Raw genomic sequence first — 21,688 nt, forward strand, 5'->3', positions numbered from 1 at the left:
TTATGCCTGGTTTTTTTCGAAGTCTCGCATGTAGTCAATCAAGGCTTGTACACCAGCGACAGGCATGGCGTTATACAAGCTCGCCCGCATGCCACCCATAGTTTTATAGCCTTTGAGTTGTAGCAAGCCAGCCGCTTTTGCGCCGGATAAAAAGGCTGCGTCGAGTTTTTCGTCGCGCATGAAAAACGGAATGTTCATGCGTGAGCGACAGTCTTTCTCAACCCGACTCTGGTACAGGCTAGAGGCATCAATAAAGTCATAAAGCAGCGCTGCTTTGCTGATGTTGCGCTGCTCGATGGCGGCAATACCACCTTGCTTTTTAAGCCATTTGAATGTCAGGCCAGCAACGTAAATTGCCCAAGTGGGCGGTGTGTTGTACATGGACTCACTGTCAGCCACGATCTTGTAATCGAAAGCACTAGGGCAATGCGGCAAGGCGTGTCCCAGCAACTCATTGCGAATAAAAACAATCGTTAGCCCAGCCGGGCCGACGTTTTTTTGCGCGCCGCCATAAGCCATGTCAACGCGTGTCCAGTCAATGCTTCTGGACGCCATGTGCGATGAAATATCCAATACCAGCGGGACTTTGCTACCCAGTGATTTGAGGTCAGGCAAAGTGTGCATTTCAACCCCGTGCACGGTCTCATTCGAGCAGGCGTGCACGTACTGGGCTGATTCGCTTAGCTGCCAGCTCGCTGGCTTAGGCAGGCTGGTGTAGTTGCTCTCTACGTTACTCGCTGCGATGGAAACGCTGCAGTATTTACGCGCTTCTTTTTGCGAGCGCTCGCTCCAGTTGCCGGTCACCACATAGTCGGTCTGTTGGCCGCGCGAAAGGTTGAGCGGCAAAATAGCGTTTTCAGCAATCGCGCCGCCCTGCATGAACAAAATACTGAACTCTGGCGGCACGGCTAGTAATTCGCGCAAGTCGCTTTGGGTTTGCTCGTAAATTGAGATGAACTCTTTACCTCGGTGGCTCATTTCCATCACACCCATGCCGCTGCCTTGCCAGTCCAGCATTTCTGCAGCGGCTTGGCTTAATACTTCTTCGGGTAAAACGGCTGGGCCGGCGGAGAAATTAAAGGGTCTGGTCATTTCTTCGCGGCTGGCTTGGCCGCTGGTGCGGCTTTTGCTGTTGGCGTGCCAATAAGTTTGGCGGCGACTACGTCAAATTGTGCGGCACGCGCGGCGATGTCGTTACGTGTGATCTCAACCAGTCGCTGAATAAAGCTGTTGCCCAGTTGTGGCGCAGCAGTTTGGTATTTTTTGACGACGGGTGACTCAAAGAAGGTGGCTAGTTGTTGCAGCTCTTCGGCGCTAAAGCTTGCCATATAGGCTGGTACTAAGGCGTCATTGCTGGCTTGGGTTATCTTGCTGCCAATGATGACGGCGGCATCATCAAAATATTTTTTAAGTTCAATGTTGAGCGCATCACCGACTTCTTTTCGTTTGGCTTCAGCCACATTGGCTTGCAGTTTGGGTGCCCAGTTTTGTAGCAAGTCGTTGGCTGTGCCATCGGCCAACTGACCGATCAGGCGCTGCAGCTCGGGTCCTTGCTGCAAGGCAACTACCTTAGCTGCCAAGGCTTGCTTAGGATCGGCTGCTTGAGCCATGACCAGGCCTGGCAAAGCCAGAGTTGCGATGGCTAGGGCCAAGGTGCTGAGTATTTTTTTCATTCTTCTGTTCCCGGGTTGGTTTGATCTGGTGTGCTGGTTTGTTCGTCTGGGACGGCATCAGCTGGTGTTAGCGTTTCTTCTGTCGATAGTGTCGCGTCATTTTCAACAATACGCTGCAATCCGCTCAATTTAGAGCCCTCATCTAGTGCCATCAATGTGACGCCCTGTGTAGCGCGGCCCATCTCGCGAATTTCACTCACGCGGGTACGTACCAACACGCCCTTATCTGTAATGAGCATGATTTCATCTTCGCTACGCACCAGCGTAGCGGCTACGACTTTGCCGTTGCGCTCGCTTTGTTGGATGGCAATCATGCCCTTGGTGCCGCGGCCATGGCGGGTGTATTCGGTAATCGAGGTGCGCTTACCGAAGCCGTTATGGGTGGCGGTTAAAACGCTTTGCTGCTCGTCTTCTGCCACCAACATGGCGATGACGCTTTGGCTGACATCGAGTGCCATGCCGCGCACGCCACGTGCTGTTCGGCCTAGCGGGCGTACGTCTTCTTCGTCAAAGCGCACGGCTTTACCACCGTCGCTAAACAGCATGACGTCGTGTTTGCCATCGGTCAGTGCAGCACCTATTAGGAAGTCGCCCTCGTCCAGGTTGATGGCGATAATGCCGCCTTTGCGTGGGTTGTTAAAGTCGTCTAATGCGGTTTTCTTGACGGTTCCCATGGATGTTGCCATGAATACATATTGGTCCGCAGGGAAGGTCCGCTTGTCGCCGGTGAGTGCCAGCACCACATTGATTTTTTCACCCTCTTGCAACGGAAACATGTTGACGATGGGGCGACCGCGTGAGCCGCGCGAACCAGCAGGTACTTCCCAGACCTTGAGCCAGTAAAGCCGGCCACGGTTGGAAAAGCACAATATGTAGTCGTGAGTATTGGCGATAAAGAGCTGGTCTACCCAGTCGTCTTCTTTGGTGGCTGTAGCCTGTTTGCCGCGTCCACCGCGTTTTTGCGCACGATATTCGGATAAAGGCTGGCTCTTGATGTAGCCGGTGTGGGATAGCGTGACCACCATGTCGGTGGGCGTGATTAAGTCCTCGGTACTTAAATCAAAAGAGCTGTGCTCAATATGACTGCGGCGTGCGCCCAGCTTGGTTTGACCGAACTCATTGCGAATCGCGGTGAGCTCTTCGCTGATGATGGTGGAGACACGCTCCGAGCGTGCCAAGATGTCAAGCAGGTCGTCGATTTCGGCCATGACGCCTTTGTATTCGGCCACTATCTTGTCTTGCTCCAAGCCAGTTAGGCGTTGCAGGCGCATCTGCAAAATTTCCTGAGCCTGTGTTTCCGAGAGTCGATACAAGCCGTCGTCCCCCATGCCTAGCAGCGGCTCTAAGCCGTCGGGGCGATAGCTGTCGGCGTTGATTACTCCACCGTCGGCGCGCGCACGGGTGAGCATTTCACGCACCAGCTTACTGTCCCAAGGCTTGAGCATGAGCTCGGCTTTGGCCACCGGCGGCGTTGGTGCGTTGCGGATGATGGCAATGAATTCATCAATGTTGGCTAACGCTACTGCTAGGCCTTCTAATACATGACCGCGTTCGCGTGCTTTTCGCAACGTGAAAACGGTGCGGCGCGTAACCACTTCTCTGCGGTGATACAGAAAGACTTGAATTAAGTCTTTTAGGTTGCATAGCTTCGGTTGGCCATTGACCAGCGCAACCATGTTGATGCCAAAGGTGTCTTGGAGCTGGGTTTGCTTGTATAAGTTGTTCAGTACAACTTCTGGCACTGCCCCACGCTTGAGTTCAATGACTAAGCGCATGCCGGACTTGTCGCTCTCGTCTTGGATGTGGCTGATGTCTTCTATTTTCTTTTCATGGACCAATTCGGCCATGCGCTCTTGTAGCGTCTTTTTGTTCACTTGGTAGGGCAGCTCGTCAACAATGATGGACTGACGCTGGCCCTTGTCTATATCTTCAAAATGGCACTTGGCGCGCATAACCACCCGGCCACGGCCGGTACGGTAACCGTCCTTCACGCCGTTGATGCCGTAAATAATGCCGGCAGTCGGGAAGTCCGGTGCAGGAATGATCTCCATCAGCTCATCAATCGTCGCTTCTGGTTTACCTAGTAAATACAAGCAGGCATCGACCACTTCATTCAGATTGTGCGGCGGTATATTCGTCGCCATGCCGACGGCAATGCCGCCTGAGCCGTTTACTAATAAGTTGGGTAAGCGGGTTGGCATGACCAAAGGTTCTTGCTCACTGCCGTCGTAGTTAGGGCCAAAGTCGACGGTTTCTTTGTCTAAGTCAGCCAGTAATTCATGGGCGATTTTGGCCAAGCGGATTTCGGTGTAACGCATCGCTGCTGCGTTGTCACCATCTACAGAGCCGAAGTTACCTTGACCGTCAACCAAGAGGTGGCGCATGGAAAAATCTTGCGCCATACGAACAATCGTATCGTAAACCGACTGATCGCCGTGTGGATGGTATTTACCAATCACATCGCCAACGATACGCGCTGACTTTTTATACGGTCGGTTCCAATCGTTGTTGAGTTCATGCATGGCGAACAGAACACGCCTGTGAACGGGCTTGAGGCCATCACGTGCGTCAGGGAGTGCGCGACCGACTATGACGCTCATTGCATAGTCTAGGTAGCTGCGCCGCATTTCCTCTTCAAGGCTAATGGGCAAGGTTTCTTTTGCAAACTGGGTCATAGTAGGCCTGGGTAGAGAATTGAACTTGGTCTTATTACCAGATGAATCATTTTAATGCTTGAGTTTAATGGCTAGTAATTGTTGCCTGCTAGCAACAAAAAGCCGAGTTTCTCTACTACGTGTAAGAGGAAGTCGATACCAATCTTATAGTGTTAAGAGCCTGTGGCACAATTACTGTAACGCTTCGAATGATGGTCATTCGGAGGGTATAAATCAATAAACGCAGCCAGTCTGCGCCTTTTCTCTAGAGGAGAATCATGAACAAACTCAACAAATTTGCAATGTTGTTTGCTTCCGCAGCGCTCGTTACGGCTGCTGGTGCACAAACAGTCGATAACTGGAAAAGCGGTAACGGCGAGTTGAACTGGAAAAACGGTACTAACGAGCTGTGCTGGCGCGATGCCAATTGGACGCCTGCTACGGCGTCTCCTGATTGCGACGGTGCTATCAAGCCTGTCGTTGCTGCGGCCCCTGTTGCGGCCGCTCCTGCTGCTAAACCAGCACCTGCACCAGTTGTGGTGCCAGTTGCGCCTCCAGCAGCAACCAAAGTTACTTACGCAGCCGATGCGTTCTTTGACTTTGACCGCTCTGTTATCAAGCCAGCAGGTAAAGCCAAGCTTGACGACCTGATCAGCAAGATCAAAGGCATCAACCTTGAAGTCATCATCGCCGTGGGTCACACTGACTCCGTCGGTAGCGACAAGTACAACCAGAAGCTGTCGGTTAATCGTTCGGAAGCCGTCAAGGCATACTTGGTGTCTAAGGGCGTCGAGAAAAACCGCGTCTACACCGAAGGTAAAGGCGAGAAGCAGCCAGTTGCAGACAACAAGACTGCAGAAGGCCGCGCTAAAAACCGTCGCGTTGAGATCGAAGTTGTTGGAACACGTTCTAGCAAGTAAACCCTAAGGTTTGCTCTTAAAAAACCGCGCTTAGGCGCGGTTTTTTTGTGGGCGAGTCATAATCGTTAAATGTCTACCAACTCTAATTTTGACCCCGCCGAACTAGCTAAATTTTCTGATCTCGCTCATCGCTGGTGGGATAAAGAAAGCGAATTTCGCCCCTTGCATCAAATCAACCCTTTGCGCTTGACTTGGATTGACAAAATTATTCCTCTTAAAGGTCTGAGTGTTCTTGACGTAGGTTGTGGTGGTGGTATTTTGGCTGATGCCATGGCGCGCAAAGGCGCGAAAGTCATGGGTATTGATTTAGCCGAAAAAGCACTTAAGGTTGCCCAGCTTCATGCCCTGGAAGCACAAACTGAAGGCGTTCAATACCAAAAGATCAGCGCAGAAGCCTTGGCGGCAGAGCAGCCTGGCACTTTTGACGTAGTGACCTGTATGGAAATGCTTGAGCATGTTCCAGACCCAGCTGCCGTCGTAAAAGCTTGTTATGCACTGGTTAAACCCGGAGGCCATGTTTTCTTCTCCACCATTAACCGCAACGCTAAGTCGTTTTTATTCGCGATTGTTGGCGCAGAGTATGTTCTCAACATATTGCCGCGCGGCACGCACGAATACGCCAAATTGATAAAGCCTAGTGAATTAGCTGCTTACTGCCGCGCCGCTGGTTTTGATTTACAGAAAACCAGTGGCATGCAATACAACCCGCTAACACGCCACTATTGGCTAGACGACAACACCAGCGTGAACTATATGTTTGCGACTACTAAACCAGCAGCCTAACGGTTTAAGCAGACTCGCATCATATGTTTAATGACATTAAAGCCGTGCTATTTGATCTAGATGGCACTTTGGTTGATAGTGCGCCAGACCTTGGCGCGGCGGCAGACAAAATGCGCACGGATAGAGGCATGGCTTCGTTGCCTTTGTCGCACTACAGACCTCTGGCTGGCGCTGGCGCACGCGGTATGTTGAGCGTGGCTTTTGGGATGCAGTCGCAAGACGCAGACTTTGAGCAGTTCAAGGAAGAATTCTTTCTTAACTACACCGCCTGCATGACTCAGCGCACCTGTAGTTTCGATGGCGTCGATGCGTTAATTGCAAGACTGGACGACGCAGGCATGAAGTGGGGTGTGGTGACAAATAAGTCTGAGCGCTTCTCGTTGCCCCTGACACGTGCCATGCCGCTTTTTAAAACGGCTCAAACTATCATCAGCGGTGACACCACGCCACATGCCAAGCCGCATCCTGAGCCCTTGCTAGAAGCATCGCGTCGCCTCATGTTGGAGCCACAGCAATGCGTCTACGTCGGTGACGATGAGCGCGACATAGTCGCCGGCCGCGCCGCAGGTATGGTTACCGTGGCTGCCGCCTACGGTTATTTAGGTGCGATTGAAGACACGACGCACTGGAATGCAGACGCAACAATTTTTTCTCCAGAGGCCCTCTTGAAGTTGCTGCGAATGGCTTAAAATAGTGTTTCTGGGGCTGCATTGGTTTCGACGTGGGTTCGGACGCGGTGTGGTGCATGTCGAGCTTAGTGTGCTCGTAAAATTGACTAAAACAAACTAACTGCAAACGACGAACGTTTCGCACTCGCGGCTTAATTGCCCGTGAGCTTTACAACAGCAGGCCGATGGGCTGGGCAAGGGGTTTTTAACGCAAGTTAGAGACTCCCGGCTGTAAAGATAATTTTATCGGCTGGCTCTGGGCTGGGTACCTTAACCCGGGGCAAGACAATAGGGTACTGGCGTCTTGTATAGCGTGCGACTGCGCGATGCAAGTGGCGAGACTTAAATCAGACCGCTAAACATGTAGATCTGCCCGAAAAAGGCTTGCGGACGGGGGTTCAAATCCCCCCAGCTCCACCATATTACGAAGTCCCAACTCTTATCAGTTGGGATTTTTTTTTGCCTGTTTCCCCCAGTGAAAAGGCCATTACCCTCGCGAGCGTCGACCACCACCGGTGCCTGGTTTTGGGGGTATTTATGCCCATTTTCTCTCTCTGTTCTCAGCTACCCTCGCGAGCGCTCGCGAGGCTGTTTCTATATAAATCAATGACTTACGCGGGGCCAGTTAGTGTTGGTTATTGGTAGGCAGCGGCGACAAGTGCAGAAAAGTTCATTTCTAGTCCAGATCCAGCTAAATGCTTTGGGCAGTCACCAGGCTTGGCATCTACAGTGACTCCCAGTTGGCACTGCACAGGCTCGAAGTTCTGGGCGGGGAGGGCGGTGTTTCTGACTATGCAGAGCTTTGAGCGCAGCGGGTATGGCGCATGAACATGAGTCCGTGTGGCTTTCTGTGCTTAGGTGATTTGCAAGGGTTTGACGAAATAGCTGTTTGTCTGTTGTTATTGCATGTAGTTTATTGACAAATGCAAATATTTTGCAACATACTGCCACCATGAACCCACGTTCCCATTCAACACAAGAGCAGGCCGTTCTCGAACTGGTTAAGGCGCGTTCGCTTGTGCGTGCCCGGGATCTTGCGCAGCAGGCGCTGCCCACCGTTGTGCTGAGCCGACTGGTTGCTGCAGGTAAGCTCGAAAGAGTCGCCCGAGGGGTGTACGGCCTACCAGGTCAGGCAATCAGCGAACACCGCTCACTGGCAGAAGTTGCGCTGAGAGCGCCGCAGGGCGTTATTTGCCTGCTGTCGGCACTGCGCGTGCATGGCATTGGCACCCAAGCACCCTTCGAGGTCTGGCTCGCCATCGCCCATCGCGCATCGATTCCACGTCTTGGCCAACCGGAAATTCGTGTCGTGCGCATGTCGGGTGCCGCGCTGACTGATGGCATAGAACATCTAACGATAGACGGTGTAGAGGTAGCCGTGTTTAATGCCGCAAAGACTGTGGCTGACTGCTTTAAGTACCGCAATAAAATCGGCCTTGACCCTGCTCTGGAAGCACTGCGCGATGGCTGGGCTCAACGCAAATTTACGATGGATGCGATCTGGCACTACGCAACCATAGACCGCGTGGCAAACGTCATGCGACCTTACCTTGAAAGCGTGACAACATGAGCCGACATTTGGCCGCTTCTGTCCGTGCCCGTCTATTCACCGCATTTTGCAGAAATGGTGACTGCCATTCTTCGCAAGCACACAATATTTCCCGAACGGGAAGTTAAGATAAGAATCTGGCCTGACATCCTAAGTAATTCCCGATCGGGACATATTTCTTGCATACAGCCCAGTTGTGGTTAATAATTTTCCGAACGGGAAACTGAGCAAACCATGACATCCATTCGATCATCTCAACAACTCGGCGGCGCACTGCGTACCGCTCGCAAGCAGCTCGGGCTGACACAACCCCAATTGGCTCTGGCTGCCGGGGTGGGTGTGCGCTTCATCGTCGACCTTGAAGCTGGCAAGCCCACCGTGCGACTGGAAAACGTGCTTCTGGTCATTGATGCCTTGGGTGGCGAGATCCAGTTAAGCGGATTGCCAACTATTGCGGCCGACGATCAACGTGAAGGTGGTGACCATGGCGCATGAACTGGAAGTCTGGCTTTTCGCCGATCGTGTTGGCACGCTGGCGCTGGTCGATGGTCGGCTGAATTTTTGCTACGCATCTGCTTGGTTGTCGCAACCAGCCGCCGTTGCCTTGTCCGTCTCGCTGCCCCTGCAAACGCAGCCATTTGACGATCGTCGAACGCGTCCCTTCTTTGCGGGCCTGCTGCCAGAGGGTCAGATGCGCCGCCTGATTGCACAGCAGTTTCAAGTGTCTAGCCAGAACGACTTTGCGCTGCTGGACCATATCGGCGGCGAATGCGCCGGGGCAGTGACCTTTATTGCGCAGGGGCAGGCCTTAGCTGTGCCTGCCTGCAACAATGACGTTCAGTGGCTCAGTGACGACGAGGTCGTTGCCATACTGGATGAATTGCCGCGTCGCCCCATGCTGGCAGGCAAAGACGGCTTGCGACTTTCTTTGGCGGGCGCTCAAGACAAACTACCGGTGGTTTTCGATGGCAGCCGTATGGGTCTGCCCAAAAACGGCACGCCGAGTTCGCATATTTTGAAGCCGGCCATCCACGCTGTTGAAGACAGCGTAATCAACGAGGGGTTCTGCCTGGCGCTGGCTGAAGCGATGCAACTCAAGCCAGCAAAATCGAAAGTCCACTTTGTGCTGGACCGATCGTTTCTGCTGGTCGAGCGCTACGACCGACTGATCGATGCACAGGGATACAGACATCGCCTGCATCAAGAGGATTTCTGCCAGGCGCTTGGCGTGGTCCCAGAAATGAAATACCAAAACGAAGGTGGGCCAGATTTAGCGCAATGCTTCGAATTACTTCGTCGTGTTACACGCCCAAGTGCACCGCAGGTATTGCGCCTGCTCGACTGTATGATCTTCAATGCGCTGATCGGCAATCACGATGCGCACGCCAAGAACTTTTCGCTGCTTTATTTGGGTGAAAAGTCAGGCAAAACTCCCGTCCTATCACCGTTCTACGACACGCTGTCGACGGCGGTGTATCCAACGCTATCGCAAAAGATGGCCATGAAAATTGGCAGCAAATATAAGTTCAGCGAAGTTCGGGTAGGGCATTGGGAACAGTTTGCAGAAAGCGCCGGCCTGACCAAGTCGCAGGCTAAGAGACGCATCTTGGCGTTGGCAAAGTCACTGCCGGCCACGGCGCGCAAGCTCCAGTCTGATCCCGGGTACAGTTTTTCCGGCAATGCCGTGGTTGAGAAAATCAATGTCTTGATTGAACAGCGCTGCGCTCTGACGAGTCGGCGGCTCACCAATCCCGCCGCGGAAAATGACGCTACCGCAGAACCCTCCGACTGAGCCAGCGCTATGCTGTTAGCAGTGCGCTCTGCGCATGCCAGTCATCCGGCATCACCCGACGCAGTACAAACTCCAAATTGATAGAACTCAGAGTTGCCTTAGCTACAATCGCTTCCAGCAATTCGGGAGCCAGCAAAGTCAGGCGCAGCAAGCGCCGCACCTGCGTCACATCCATCTCCTCCCGTTGGGCGATCTCTCTTACGTTTTGCACCTTGCCATCATCGAGCAAGCCCTGCCAGTAATGCGCCAATCCCAAAGCGCGCATCAACGGTGTGTCCTGATGGGTTTTGCTTGCTCGCTGTGGGCCTATCCAAATTAATGGACAGCAGAGTCCTCTAAAGATTGGTAATACAGATTTTCAAAGTTAAGTGGGCTTAGCCAGCCAACGGTTGAATGCCTGCGAATACGATTGTAATAAGCCTCCACCTACTCACCTCAGGATTTGCTAAGCAACGGCGACTATTAACGTGAATGTCTGATGTCTCTTTTCTTCCGTCTGAAGTGAAGATCAGCGCAGCTCGTACCAGACGCCCCGACCACTGCCGTGCTGGTTCAGGTGTCCGCGCTCGACTAGCGAGCGAAAGTGCTGCTTGAGCGTGTTCCGGCTGGTGCTGGTTAACTTGATCGCCTCGCCAATCGTGACACGGCCATGTTCGCGGGCAAACTCGACAATCTGTAACGACAGCTCAGGCAGCGCGGCCAGTACCAGTTTTTCACGCTCGACTTTCTTCTCCAAGCGCCGCACCTGCTCTGCCAATGCGCGTAGGAAAAACACCAGCCAAGGCTGCCAGTTCGGCGCATCCGTACGAATCGTGCCTTGGGTTTGTCGCAGGGCAAGGTAGTAGGCTTCCTTATTCATCTCGATCACGCTTTCCAGCGAGCTGTAGGGTACGTAGGCGTATCCAGCCTGCAAAAGCATCAGCGTAGTCAGCGCCCGGCTGATTCGGCCGTTACCGTCCTGAAACGGGTGAATTTCAAGGAATACGACCACAAAGACCGCTGTAATCAGCAGTGGGTGACACAGTTTCAACTCACGTTGCTCAGACACCCAACGGATTAGCTCGGATATCAAACGCGGGGTATCAAACGGCGAAGCAGTCTGGAACACGATGCCGACCTGCTCGCCGTGTTCGTTGAAAGCGGCCACGCTGTTGGTGTTCGTTTTGTACTGTCCGCGATGCCAGGCATCTTTCTTGCTTTAGCGCAGCAATACCTGATGCAGCTGCTTGACGTAGTTCTCGGTAAACGGGATATCGTGCCAAGCGCTAAAGATCAAATCCATTACCTCGGCGTAACCCGCCACCTCTTGCTCGTCCCGAGTGTCGAAGGACTTGATCTCCAGATTTGCCAGCAGTTGCTCGACCTCGCGGTCTGAGAGTTTGCTGCCCTCAATGCGGGTCGATGATCCGATGCTCTCGATGGTGGCCACGCGGCGCAACGCCGATAAGCGCTCAGGTGCGAGCGTCCCTAGGGCACGCCAGGCTCCCTTGAACTCGTCAGTTTTGGTGACGAGGCTCAGGATTTCTTGGGTGATCTGGAGGGTTTCAGTGCGGAGCATTAACCAATACTAAACCCATTTACACCCAATTAAACCCAATTTCAAGCCGCCAACCCGCAACATACCTATTTACACCCAACAAAGGACGAAGGGATATCCACGTTTAGCGCTCCTACCGTTAGAGCTGCGCAACTGATACCCAAGGAATTTTCTCGGTATCAGCGACTATTGGATGTCTCTTTTGTCCTCACGCCAAATCAAACTATCAGGAGACGCCGCCATGTCACGAAATTTTGGCCTACCCCGTCAAATTGGCACTGGCAATAACAACCCGCCGAACAATAGGTCAACTAGGCTCTTCGTCATCAGCGACTTCTGAAGCCGCGCAATAGCCACCGATTTGCTTCACGTAGGCCAGCAAATCCTTGTAAAACGCATTAGCGCTGAGCGTGGACGAGTCGCCGACCAGTAGCAGCTTGCGCCTGGCGCGGGTCATACCCACGTTCATGCGGCGGATGTCTGAAAGAAAGCCGATATCGCCGTGTTGGTTGCTTCGCGTCAGCGAAATCGCGATGACGTCACGCTCCTGGCCTTGAAATGAATCAACGGTGCCCACGCTAAGCGTGCGGTCTTGCAGCAAGCTGTTGAGCGCAGAGGACTCTTCAATGGCGTCCTTCAAATAGTTGATTTGGGCGCGGTAGGGGGCGATTACGCCGATAGTGAGCGGTTTTTGTGCGTGCTCGTGCTCGGTCGACTCGCGAGGTTCTAAACGCGCAAGGAGCTGAGACAGGCGCTTGAGCAGCAAATCCGCTTCTTCGGGATTGGCCGTAGAACGGCTTTCGTGGATGGTTGTTTCGAGGAAGCCCAAACCCGCTGTGTCCAGAAATTCCACCGGCAGGTCGGGCGCGAAGCGCTGGTCGTAGGCGGCTAGGCCAGCGTGCTTCACGCTTTGATGCGCTTCTAATTGGCCGCTATAGAACTGCTGAGAGCTAAACGCCATGATGTGCTCGTGCATGCGGTACTGCACGGTGAGTGTGCGGGCCGTGGTGGGTTGCCGCTTGATGCACTTTTCGAACAGTGTTTCGCGCAGGCCTTCGCGGGCCGCTTTCTCGCTTTTAACGGTGGGCGGCAGCTGGTGGTGATCGCCCACCAAAACGACGCGCTCGCCCTTGGTAATCGGAATCCAGCAGCCTGGCTCCAAAGCCTGTGCGGCTTCGTCGATGAAAACGGTATCAAAAGTCAGGTGGCGGATGTCCCGGTTGTTTGCGCCCACCAGCGTGCCGGTGATGACCTGTACCGATTCGAGTACGTCCTCGGTGATGAAGCGCTCCAAATCGTTGGCGGCCTGAATGAGCATCCGGGCTTCTTCCTTCATCAGCTGGCGATGCTGCCGCTCCTCGAAGCCAAATTTGCGGATGCGGTCGCTGGCACGGTCGTTGGCTGTATTTCGCAGCTGCGTGGCAGTCTGGCGCATGGCGTGCATTTTGCTGTAGCTCGGGTGGGCCATTAACTGTGCATCAAGGGTGTGCTGGAGCAGCAGGTCCGACACACGGCTGGGATTGCCCATGCGGATGACCTTAACGCCGCGCTCAGCCAGTTTTTCGGTCAGAAGATCCACGGCCGTGTTCGAGGGTGCGCACACCAGCACGCGTCGCTCACGCCGGGTGGTTTCCAAGATGGCCTGCACCAGCGTGGTGGTTTTGCCGGTACCAGGCGGGCCGTGGATGATGGCGACGTCTTGGGCGGTAATCACATGGCGCACGGCCACCAGCTGCGACTCGTTGAGTGTGCTGGGGTAGAACAGGTCGTCGGCTTTAGGCTCACGAAAGCGAGCTTGCCGGGCCCCCAGCAGCACGTCGCGCAATTGGGCCAGCCGGTCGCCACGAGCGCGCATCACTTCCCTCAGGGCGTTGTCCATGCTGCGGTAGCTGACCTCGTCGAAGGTGAGGTCGATGCCGAGCTTGCCACCGCCCAGATTGCCGCCGTTAAGTACCCAGTCGGGAAGCTCTTCTTTGCTGGTGGTCAGCTGTAGCTTGTTGTGCTGCAAGCTGGTGATCACGCCATTGAGCGTGGGCGCCTCTAGGGAGGCGTGACCCGGCAGATTGACAAACAGTGAAGCATTGCGGCCCACCTGAAACAAGTGCAAACGCTGCTGGCCAGGAGCGCGTTCTAGTTCCAGTACCACTTTGCCGCCAAAACCGATGTCTTCTTTAGTGATGGTGATGGGGTACCAAGCCAGACCACGCCGCTGGCGCTCCTCAATGCTGGCTTTGGCGCTTTTGAGTTTGAACTGTGCGAGGTCTTCCTTTTGCTCAAGTTGCAACAAGGCTAGAACGTGGGCTAACTCTTTTTCAGCAGCGTAAGGATCGGTGGGGATAACGTCGAGGTCAGTCAAAAGAACAGAGATTTAGCCAGCTTAAATTTCTAACCGTCCGTTCGGATTGAGTTAGTTGAAAGCTACCGGGTGATTGAAAAATGTCAAATGGATTTTGCCCCCTAGCCTCGGCTGCAGGTCTTGGCGTCTGCCAATCCCCTGACACATCCAATGACTTGATATGAAAAAAAAATAGGCTATGACGCGGTAAGAAGCTGAGGCCACTTAACTTTGAAATCTGTATTTCCAATCTTTAGAGGACTCTGCTGTCCATTAATTTGACTAGGTCCAAACGTTCAATTGAATTCAGAGCGCAAGCACTAAATAAAGCCCGTTAGCTCGGTAAACAAACGCTAAAAACGGTAGCTGCCAAACTCAATATGTCTTTAGACACGCGCAAAGAAGTTCTGTCGTAGCAAGACTAAAATTAATTTTTTTGATTAATACGACTTGAAATCGCCCTCGGAGACTTTCGGAATGATGGAATGGATTCCTATCGTATTTATTACGTTCAAGGTTCTTGTGTTGAGCATAGGTATGTTCTTTGCTGTCAGGTGGCATTACAACCAAGGTGGCAGGAAGATGGATAAGCTTGCGGTACTGCGTGCGACTGGCAAAGTGGCCGCTCTCTTCGTTCTAGCGCTCTTGACTCTGGGACTCCTGTCTTACTTCGTTGTTAGGAAGCTCGGTTTAGAAATGTATTAATCTTTCCATGGCGGCAAAAAACAGTCGATTGGTTTCCAGTCATGCGACAACCACTTCCCGATACGGTCATAAAGTATTTGCGACAGGTGGGTGCAGGCGGTTAACTAGCGGTGTTGTTGCGCCAGCTTGTATTGTGCGGGTCTCCAAAAGTATGTCTACTTTTGCAAGCATTTTCTGCACAGCGGTCATCGCGCCTAAGGTCAAATGAAATATTGTCGAACCAAGAAAAAATCCTGAGTCAGCAAGATTATTGAGCTGTAGTTTTATTAATTCATTGTCAGTCGGGACATGTAGATGAGCATCTTTTTGCGCATCAAGAATCACTTTCAACGTTTGACCAAAGCACGCTTTGACACGACGACAAATGTGATAACCGCTATGCAAATAAATAGCGCGAGTGGGTCAAAAGTCTCGCCCATCAAAATAATCGAATAGCTGTAGGTAAAAAATGGCTGCAGGAATTGCAGCTGGCTAATGCGTTGAATACCGCCCAGAGCAAGGGCACGATTCCAAGAAAAAAATGCGAGCAGTGAGTTCACAAATGCAAGAAACGCCAAAGCACCCCACTGCACCGCACCAAAGCCGGAAAAATCCGCCACATTAAAGTTCAGCAACGCGAGTGGTAACAACACAGGTAAATTCAATACCAGCGCCCAGCACATGACTTCCCATCCTTTCATTTCCTTAGACAAGGCACCACCTTGGGCGTACCCGTAACCAGCCAACACCACTGCACCTAGCAATGCAAGATCGCCGAGATAGATACCACCACCCATGTCACTGCGTATTGCTGCAAACACCGCTACAGCTACGAAGCCTGCAATTGAAGCCAGCCAAAAAAGTAGAGGCGGGCGATCCTTGGTGATCAAAGTTCCGAAGATCGCAGTTGCTAACGGAAGAGCTGCCAATACTGCCCCGCCATGACCGACCGGCACGTGCTGCATGCCGACGGCAGTGAGGATAGGGAATCCATAAACGACGCCTAGCGACATGAGCAAGAGACGCTTAATTTGTGAGACGTTGGGACACGCTGAGCGGGTGAAGTACAAAATAGGCAGTGCAGCAAGTGCCGCCAACATGGACCGAAACAGTCCGATCTGCATCGCGCTCAAATGTCCTGCAAGAATCTTTGCGCAGGGCAACGTCAAAGCGAACGCAGCAACAGACATCGCACCTAAGAGGTAAGCTTCCACTTCAACAGAGGCCGCTGGACGTAGCTGCAATTGAGAAACAGGCTTCATTTGGCTCATGGTGTTTGTCTTGATAATAATTAATAGTGATTTGACTAACGACCCTAACCCGGAGCGTTAAATGTCAGAGCTGATTGTGATCAAAAAAGATAAAAAAAGGGACAGCTACGTTAGCGATCTCAGTTGCGCAGCGCTAAATGTGGATGTCTATGGATGTCCGAGGACTCTAATGTCCATTAAGTTGGCAATGTCCAGTATGACGCAGAGCCGAAACTGAATTTAGGGTTAGGCGCGTGAGATTCACGCCGAAGTTTGCGCGGCCGAAAACGTCACAAGGCTGGCTTGTCGTTCGCCCTAGCAACGGTTCGGGATGCACTGACGTCTTGCTTCTCGGGGGTACTTCAGCAGCGACTGCGATGACTGGAATTTTCTTTTTCGACATAAGACTCGCAACAGAAATTACTATTGGCTAACCCTTATGTCAAGCCGCAGGCCATAGTTTCTTGCTGTCGGTCGGCTCAAACCGCTGGTAATACATCAGCTCCAAGGCTCAATAGAAAAGTGATGCTTTGGCGGCCGGATTCTTAAAGTTTTGCCGTCCGAGGTTATGCATTTCTTACTCGCATATCTTAAAAATCGGTAATCGGACGTTATCACCAACCGTGGCGATATCGATATGTCTATAGCGGCCAGAACCGTGTTCTTCAGCAAACAATGAGTCGTGTGATTTTGGTAGCACTAATTTGCGATTGTCAAAGGTGAGAACAACATTGAAACGGTTGAGAGTGTTCTTTTTTACTTTCCCAAAGTGGAAGTGATATCCGTAGCTGTGGTTTTCAGCTTTGTCTACTCCGTAGGTTGAACTGGCTACGGAAATGAACTTAAGGATATTTTGCACCTCCATCGAATCCACCAATTTTCTGTGGTGCATCAGGGCTAAGGCATCATCGTAGACGGGAATAATTTTACATTCCTCTAGGTACGTTAGCCACTCCCAGCGGGAGGAGTCACTCTCATCATATATAGGTTGTCCTTCCAGCTCAAGTTCCGCCAAAATTCTGTCGAAGCGGAGTAGGCGTGCATGAATAGTTTCGATTTCTCTCGTTCGCGCTTCTAATCCGGAGCTCAATCGTTGCCTTCGCTTGAGCCTACTGAAGATAATCGGATGGACTGTTTCTTCCAGATAGTCAAGAACGGCCAGCGTTTCCATATTAGCAATCTCGCGCATAAATCTCCTTGTGTCTAACGTAGAGGTGAGGGGGCGGCCAGAGCGTGAAGCGCAGAGGGTAGCTAGCAGGTTCCCTTTAGAGCGCCATGTTAAACCTTGGTTGCATTGGCGATGGCATTGGCTTCTGATATTGCAGCAAGCAACTGCGGTTGGTGCTGGAACTTTGTAAGGATGCCTTCGTTGTATGAGCTTACTTGCTTTTGCAAGAGTGTAGAAGCTTCTGCTGGGGTGGCTGCGCCAGTCGACAGTAAAGCTGAGCGGAGAATTTTTGCGTGCTCAAAGAACTTAGTTACAGAAAGCCACTGGTCATGAATGCTCTCAGGAGTTACCCATGTTGCAGTCTTCTCCTCGAAGACGATTGTCCACAGGAATACAACACCGTGGAGGTGCGAGAGATATTTAAGAAATAGCGAGTATGTTGGAACCGTCTCTCTGGGAAGCTTTGAAAGTTGTTCGGCGGACAACTTCGACTCGCTCAACGCTTCCAATTGAGATTTCAGGAACATCGGAACTATTGATAGCCCCGGTACTTCCTCAACCTTTTCTGGGGTCAGCTTCTGAATTTCCTTTGCGAGGATGACGCTTATCTTGTGCGATGGCTCAAATGTACCGTCTTTTGCAGCGAGTTCTTTCACCATGTCTTCAGTCACGTAGACCTTAATGAAGGAGCGAAGGACAACATCAATGGCTACCAATTCTGAGATGCGGACAAAATGAACGTATGCCAATCGCTTTTCGGCATCTCTAAGGTTGCGACGATCCAGACTGGCGCGAATCCAATAGCTTAGGCCCGCCGAGATTAGCGCGCCGATAAGACCGGAGGTAAGCGCAATGTTTTGCATAGAGGTCTAAGGTAATTCGCACCGCAAGACTTGCGAATTAATCTGGCGGTTACTGTTCAATCTGGTCATAACTTCCTGATGAATGTGATTTGTCTATTAGGTTTGACTTGAATATGCTGTATTTAAATGCAGTTATGAATAAGTCATGAGATCCGGTATTCAATCTTGTCGCTTTATCCGCCTTATGTATCAGATTCGCGAAAATGTACTTTTTTTACTATAGCATCAGTACCGAGAAGATGCACCTGTACTGGGTGCGTTTTATATTATCTGGCACGTAAAAAGTAGGCAAATGCGATATCTGCGCGACATGGGACTACCTGAGGTAGAAGCCTTTCTGACGATGCTAGCTACCGAGCTCTAGGTTTACACCTCCGCCCACAATCAAGCCTTAAGCGCATTGTTGTTCGTGGATCAAAATCAGGAATAGAAAGAGACATCCACGTTCAGCACTGCACAACTATTTCCTCAGAATTTGCTCAGTAACGGCGACCATGAACGTGGAGGTGCCTTTTTAGACCGATAGACACGGCGACAGCTGCGATTAAGTTTCTTTGCAAACTGTAATCGCGCAAAATCTGCGTTCTGAATTCATCGCTATGACTATTAACGTGGATGCCCTTTTTGTCCATAATTTTGTCCATACAGGCCGTCATAATCGATGAAACGTTTTGAGAGGCATATTCCATGGCGCAAGATACCCCAGACAGCCGACCTCCTGTGAGCGCAACGCTTGGCGAGGTAGATCACTGGCGCTTTCACCGACCTCATGCGCATCTCTTTTCCACATTCGGCAACGACACACTTGCGCTCAAAGCTGAGGCTTTTGCAAGATTTTTTGGCACACCATTATTTTTGGGTGCGCAGACGCTAATAGTTGTCGCATGGATTGGCATCAACGCCTTGGGATTCACGACCTTTGACGTTTACCCATTCATACTACTGAATCTGGCGTTCAGCTTGCAGGCTGCGTACGCTGCTCCTCTGATATTGTTGGCACAGACAAGACAGGCTGCACGTGACAAAGTTCACTCAGAAGCTGATGCGCAACATCGGGAGGCACTGGCAATTGCCAACGAGCAGAGGCAGTCTGAGGCGGCGAAGAACACTGATCAGATATTGCAGTTGCTTGAACAAAATACCCGTCTTACAGAGGCAACGAAGCAACTGACAGAGCGAATTGAAGTCTTGACGGTAGAGATGCACAAGCACTTTTCCAACACGTTGACAGGGGCTGCTCCAGCGGTGGATTCAGTTGGATAGCGTGTTTCGACTATTTGCGCTGGCCTAAAAGAGGGGAAGCTTTGCATGCGCCGCTTAACCTTTCTGAGCGGGTGCCAGTGATGGCATTCAGCCCGCGTAACAGTGGGCTTTTTTTCGACTGGACTTCAAGGCGATCTAGCCCAGCCTCACGGTTCAGGATCTCGTGCGTATGGACATTTTTTGGCCGACTTAGACATTCAAGGAATGCAAGGAATAAAAGGAACATCAGGAATATCGGAATAAAAAATAAAAAGAGACATCTACGTTTAGCAATGCGCAACTATTGCCTCAGCATTTGCTAAGTAACGGCGACTATTAACGTGGATTTCCCTTTTATTTTTCTACTTTATATGTGGCACTTAAGCTACGCCGTGAACCATTTTTTTATTTTGTTGACCGGGAGGCTAGCGGCCACCGACAGCGTATCAAAAAGAAGATCAAGCAATGCCATTTTTAGATTGGACGAGCAAGAATCAGGCGAAGGAGACCGTCTGGAAGGTTTCTTATCACTTGCTAAAACAGGAGTCAGTCCACGGTGACGTGAGTGGCGTCAATGCCGATAACCTGCTGATTCAGGGTGATAACTTGCTGGTGCTCAAAGCCCTGATCCCGTTTTATGCGGGTCAGGTTAAGTGCATTTTCATTGATCCGCCATACAACACCCAGAGCGAGTTTGAGCACTACGACGACAAGCTGGGACACAACCAATGGCTGTCAATGATGTATCCCCGGCTGGTGTTGCTTAGAGAGTTATTGAGCAAAGATGGGTTCATCATTTTTCACATCGACGACGCTGAGAGCCATTACGCCAAAGTTTTAATGGACGAAGTGTTTGGACGCTCAAATTATCAAACTTCGATTTATGTCCAGGTGCGATACACAGCCAAGACATTAAAGTCCGATATGGCGTATCACAAGCAAATTGAACAAGCGCTGGTTTATCGCCGTTCTTGTGGAGCGAGGCCTCACAAACCTGCTATTCAAACGGAGGGATTTGAAAAGTTCAACTTTGACATCACCGAACTTGCGACTGGTCGAAAAACAGTCTTGGGTGGTAAGACTGTTTTTATATTTCAGCCTGGCGAGTATGTAATTGAGAAAGTTCCGGGTCATGTTGACGGCTTGAAACGAATATGGGCGACCGGCTCAATTCTTGATGGCAATTCGTCAGGAAGATTTTTTCGAGATTATTTGGCGGGAAGGTTTGGCGTGGATGGCGCAGGCGCACTTTACAAAGTTGCCGGTATCGGCGACGACGGACTGGGCCATCGCTATTTGACAGGTCCAAAAAAGGTGTCTGCAACAAAGGGAAAGTATTTCCAAGGTGTGCCGGTTGAGAAACGTTGCTTGAACGTTCAAGATGCAGAGCTACCCATCGAAAACTTTTATGACTTTTCCTCTCAATTTGGTAATTGCCGTAGTGAAGGCGGTGTAGATTTCCGATCCGGTAAAAAGCCTGAGGCCTACATCAAGAAAATGCTCGACCTTTTCTCCCAGCCGGGTGAACTAGTAATGGACTCATTTTTAGGCTCTGGTTCGACTGCGGCTGTGGCTCACAAAACCGGGCGTGCATACATCGGAATTGAACAAGGAGAGCAGGCGCGAACGCACTGCATGCCACGCCTAAATACGGTTATTGGTGGCGACAGGTCTGGTGTGGCAATCGATGCCGGATGGGTCGGTGGTGGTGGTTTTCGTTTCTGCACTTTGGGCGAGCCTGTTTTTGACTGCAATGGCCGCATTAGCGCAGATGTGAAGTTCGCCACGCTGGCAGCCTACCTCTGGCACTTTGAGACTGGCGAACCTGGCCAGCAGGCTTTCGACAAGCCGTTGCTAGGCTTTCACGACGGCACTGCTTACTACCTGCTTTACAACGGCATTCTGGGCGATCGCCGCCACGCTGAAGGCAATGTGTTGACCCACGCTGAGATGCAAGCCATCAAAGAGATATTTCTGCACGTTGGACCAAAGGTGGTTTATGCAGAAATGTCGCGTTTGGACGCGTTGCGCTTAGGTGCGGAAGGCCTCACCTTCAAGCAGATTCCCTATGAAGTGAAGATGCGATGACTTTGACCTATGTGGACCTAGCCAAATTAATGGGCAGCAGAGTTCTCTAAAGATTGGTAATATAAATTTTCAAAGTTGAGTGGGTTTAGCCAGCCAACGGTTGAGTGCCGTCTGTGTAGATAATCAAACCCAGCCGCGCAGCCATTGATTTTTGTCCCGTAATTCTTGCCATTTCATACGGTGTGTTGAGTTGGAATGCACGGCCTCCAACTCAATCCATTCAATTTTCTCGCCCTCTCGCTCAGGCGCTTCAACCTTTGAGACAAGAAAGTGTTTCTGCTTTGCGACTGGTACGACAGCAGTCCACTTTGAAAGCATTAACTTATTCGATTGCAATATGTTTATTTTGTCGTTGGTAGTTGTCATGTCTCGATTGTGAACTCACCACCGTCTCCAAGTATTTTTAAGTGAATCGGTTAGCGACAGTTCTCGTCAGCGGATGTGGTTTAGATATTGGACTTTTCCCAACTCGTATGGGCTTG

Annotated in this window: 19 protein-coding genes, 1 other RNA gene and 1 pseudogene; 9 read left to right on the forward strand and 12 right to left on the reverse strand. The window is 51.5% G+C overall.

Features of this window, described 5'->3' with window-relative positions; genetic code table 11:
- Genes serC through gyrA form a run of 3 tightly spaced genes read right to left on the reverse strand, consistent with a single transcriptional unit; the run spans position 1 to position 4,348 of the window.
- On the reverse strand, positions 1–1,092 hold the full coding sequence (serC, locus tag HC248_RS04120) for a 3-phosphoserine/phosphohydroxythreonine transaminase (RefSeq protein ID WP_168921398.1): 1,092 nt from the start codon (positions 1,090–1,092) through the stop codon (positions 1–3).
- The gene (locus HC248_RS04125; protein ID WP_168921399.1) at positions 1,089–1,673 is read right to left on the reverse strand and encodes a DUF2059 domain-containing protein; all 585 of its coding nucleotides are present in this window, start codon (positions 1,671–1,673) and stop codon (positions 1,089–1,091) included. The genes serC and HC248_RS04125 overlap by 4 nt, the downstream gene beginning before the upstream one ends.
- Positions 1,670–4,348: a DNA gyrase subunit A gene (gene gyrA / locus HC248_RS04130; protein ID WP_168921400.1), complete on the reverse strand. Its 2,679-nt coding sequence runs from the start codon at positions 4,346–4,348 to the stop codon at positions 1,670–1,672. The genes HC248_RS04125 and gyrA overlap by 4 nt, the downstream gene beginning before the upstream one ends.
- Before the next feature lie 257 nt (positions 4,349–4,605).
- Here gyrA and ompA point away from each other — a divergent pair, with 257 nt between their 5' ends.
- From ompA to HC248_RS04165, 7 genes are all read left to right on the forward strand, one after another.
- Complete coding sequence (ompA, locus tag HC248_RS04135) at positions 4,606–5,247, forward strand: outer membrane protein OmpA (RefSeq protein ID WP_168921401.1); 642 nt, start codon at positions 4,606–4,608, stop codon at positions 5,245–5,247.
- A 69-nt stretch (positions 5,248–5,316) separates the two neighbouring features.
- Positions 5,317–6,030, forward strand: a complete 714-nt coding sequence (ubiG, locus tag HC248_RS04140) for a bifunctional 2-polyprenyl-6-hydroxyphenol methylase/3-demethylubiquinol 3-O-methyltransferase UbiG (RefSeq protein WP_168921402.1) — start codon at positions 5,317–5,319, stop codon at positions 6,028–6,030.
- Between the two features lie 23 nt (positions 6,031–6,053).
- A complete protein-coding gene (locus HC248_RS04145; protein ID WP_168921403.1) occupies positions 6,054–6,719 on the forward strand; it encodes an HAD-IA family hydrolase in 666 nt (221 codons plus the stop codon).
- Positions 6,720–6,731: 12 nt separating this feature from the next.
- Positions 6,732–7,118: a transfer-messenger RNA gene (ssrA, locus tag HC248_RS04150) on the forward strand.
- A gap of 532 nt (positions 7,119–7,650) precedes the next feature.
- Positions 7,651–8,268: a type IV toxin-antitoxin system AbiEi family antitoxin domain-containing protein gene (locus HC248_RS04155; protein WP_168921404.1), complete on the forward strand. Its 618-nt coding sequence runs from the start codon at positions 7,651–7,653 to the stop codon at positions 8,266–8,268.
- Positions 8,269–8,481: 213 nt separating this feature from the next.
- Positions 8,482–8,742: a helix-turn-helix transcriptional regulator gene (locus HC248_RS04160; protein ID WP_168921405.1), complete on the forward strand. Its 261-nt coding sequence runs from the start codon at positions 8,482–8,484 to the stop codon at positions 8,740–8,742.
- Complete coding sequence (locus HC248_RS04165) at positions 8,732–10,039, forward strand: type II toxin-antitoxin system HipA family toxin (protein WP_168921406.1); 1,308 nt, start codon at positions 8,732–8,734, stop codon at positions 10,037–10,039. Before HC248_RS04160 ends, HC248_RS04165 begins: the two co-directional genes overlap by 11 nt.
- A 7-nt stretch (positions 10,040–10,046) precedes the next feature.
- On the opposite strand, the gene HC248_RS04170 is transcribed toward HC248_RS04165, so the two are convergent.
- The 8 genes and pseudogenes from HC248_RS04170 to HC248_RS04200 form a co-directional block, all read right to left on the reverse strand.
- Positions 10,047–10,304, reverse strand: a complete 258-nt coding sequence (locus HC248_RS04170; RefSeq protein ID WP_168921407.1) for a hypothetical protein — start codon at positions 10,302–10,304, stop codon at positions 10,047–10,049.
- Between the two features lie 243 nt (positions 10,305–10,547).
- Positions 10,548–11,201 (reverse strand): annotated as a pseudogene (locus tag HC248_RS17605) (Fic family protein); the annotation flags it as partial.
- A 36-nt stretch (positions 11,202–11,237) separates the two neighbouring features.
- A complete protein-coding gene (locus HC248_RS17610; RefSeq protein WP_238342713.1) occupies positions 11,238–11,468 on the reverse strand; it encodes a Fic family protein in 231 nt (76 codons plus the stop codon).
- A 415-nt stretch (positions 11,469–11,883) separates the two neighbouring features.
- On the reverse strand, positions 11,884–13,932 hold the full coding sequence (locus HC248_RS04180; protein WP_238342714.1) for an AAA domain-containing protein: 2,049 nt from the start codon (positions 13,930–13,932) through the stop codon (positions 11,884–11,886).
- Positions 13,933–14,682: 750 nt separating this feature from the next.
- Positions 14,683–14,946: a hypothetical protein gene (locus tag HC248_RS04185; RefSeq protein ID WP_168921408.1), complete on the reverse strand. Its 264-nt coding sequence runs from the start codon at positions 14,944–14,946 to the stop codon at positions 14,683–14,685.
- On the reverse strand, positions 14,943–15,866 hold the full coding sequence (locus tag HC248_RS04190; protein WP_238342716.1) for a DMT family transporter: 924 nt from the start codon (positions 15,864–15,866) through the stop codon (positions 14,943–14,945). The genes HC248_RS04185 and HC248_RS04190 overlap by 4 nt, the downstream gene beginning before the upstream one ends.
- 556 nt (positions 15,867–16,422) lie before the next feature.
- Positions 16,423–17,034: a hypothetical protein gene (locus tag HC248_RS04195; RefSeq protein ID WP_168921409.1), complete on the reverse strand. Its 612-nt coding sequence runs from the start codon at positions 17,032–17,034 to the stop codon at positions 16,423–16,425.
- A gap of 89 nt (positions 17,035–17,123) precedes the next feature.
- Positions 17,124–17,876 (reverse strand): hypothetical protein, encoded by a 753-nt coding sequence (locus HC248_RS04200; protein ID WP_168921410.1) that lies wholly within the window; start codon positions 17,874–17,876, stop codon positions 17,124–17,126.
- 687 nt (positions 17,877–18,563) lie between these two features.
- On the opposite strand from HC248_RS04200, the gene HC248_RS04205 reads away from it, so the two are divergent.
- Together HC248_RS04205 and HC248_RS04210 are read left to right on the forward strand one after the other, a co-directional pair.
- Positions 18,564–19,139, forward strand: a complete 576-nt coding sequence (locus HC248_RS04205) for a DUF1003 domain-containing protein (protein WP_168921411.1) — start codon at positions 18,564–18,566, stop codon at positions 19,137–19,139.
- A gap of 444 nt (positions 19,140–19,583) precedes the next feature.
- A complete protein-coding gene (locus tag HC248_RS04210) occupies positions 19,584–21,206 on the forward strand; it encodes a site-specific DNA-methyltransferase (RefSeq protein WP_168921412.1) in 1,623 nt (540 codons plus the stop codon).
- A gap of 123 nt (positions 21,207–21,329) precedes the next feature.
- Here HC248_RS04210 and HC248_RS04215 read toward each other — a convergent pair whose 3' ends face one another.
- Positions 21,330–21,572, reverse strand: coding sequence for a TIGR02450 family Trp-rich protein (locus HC248_RS04215; protein ID WP_168921413.1), 243 nt, complete (start codon positions 21,570–21,572; stop codon positions 21,330–21,332).
- Positions 21,573–21,688 lie beyond the last annotated feature (116 nt).

The sequence above is a fragment of the Polaromonas vacuolata genome (genome assembly GCF_012584515.1).
Taxonomy (GTDB): Bacteria; Pseudomonadota; Gammaproteobacteria; order Burkholderiales; family Burkholderiaceae_C; genus Polaromonas; species Polaromonas vacuolata.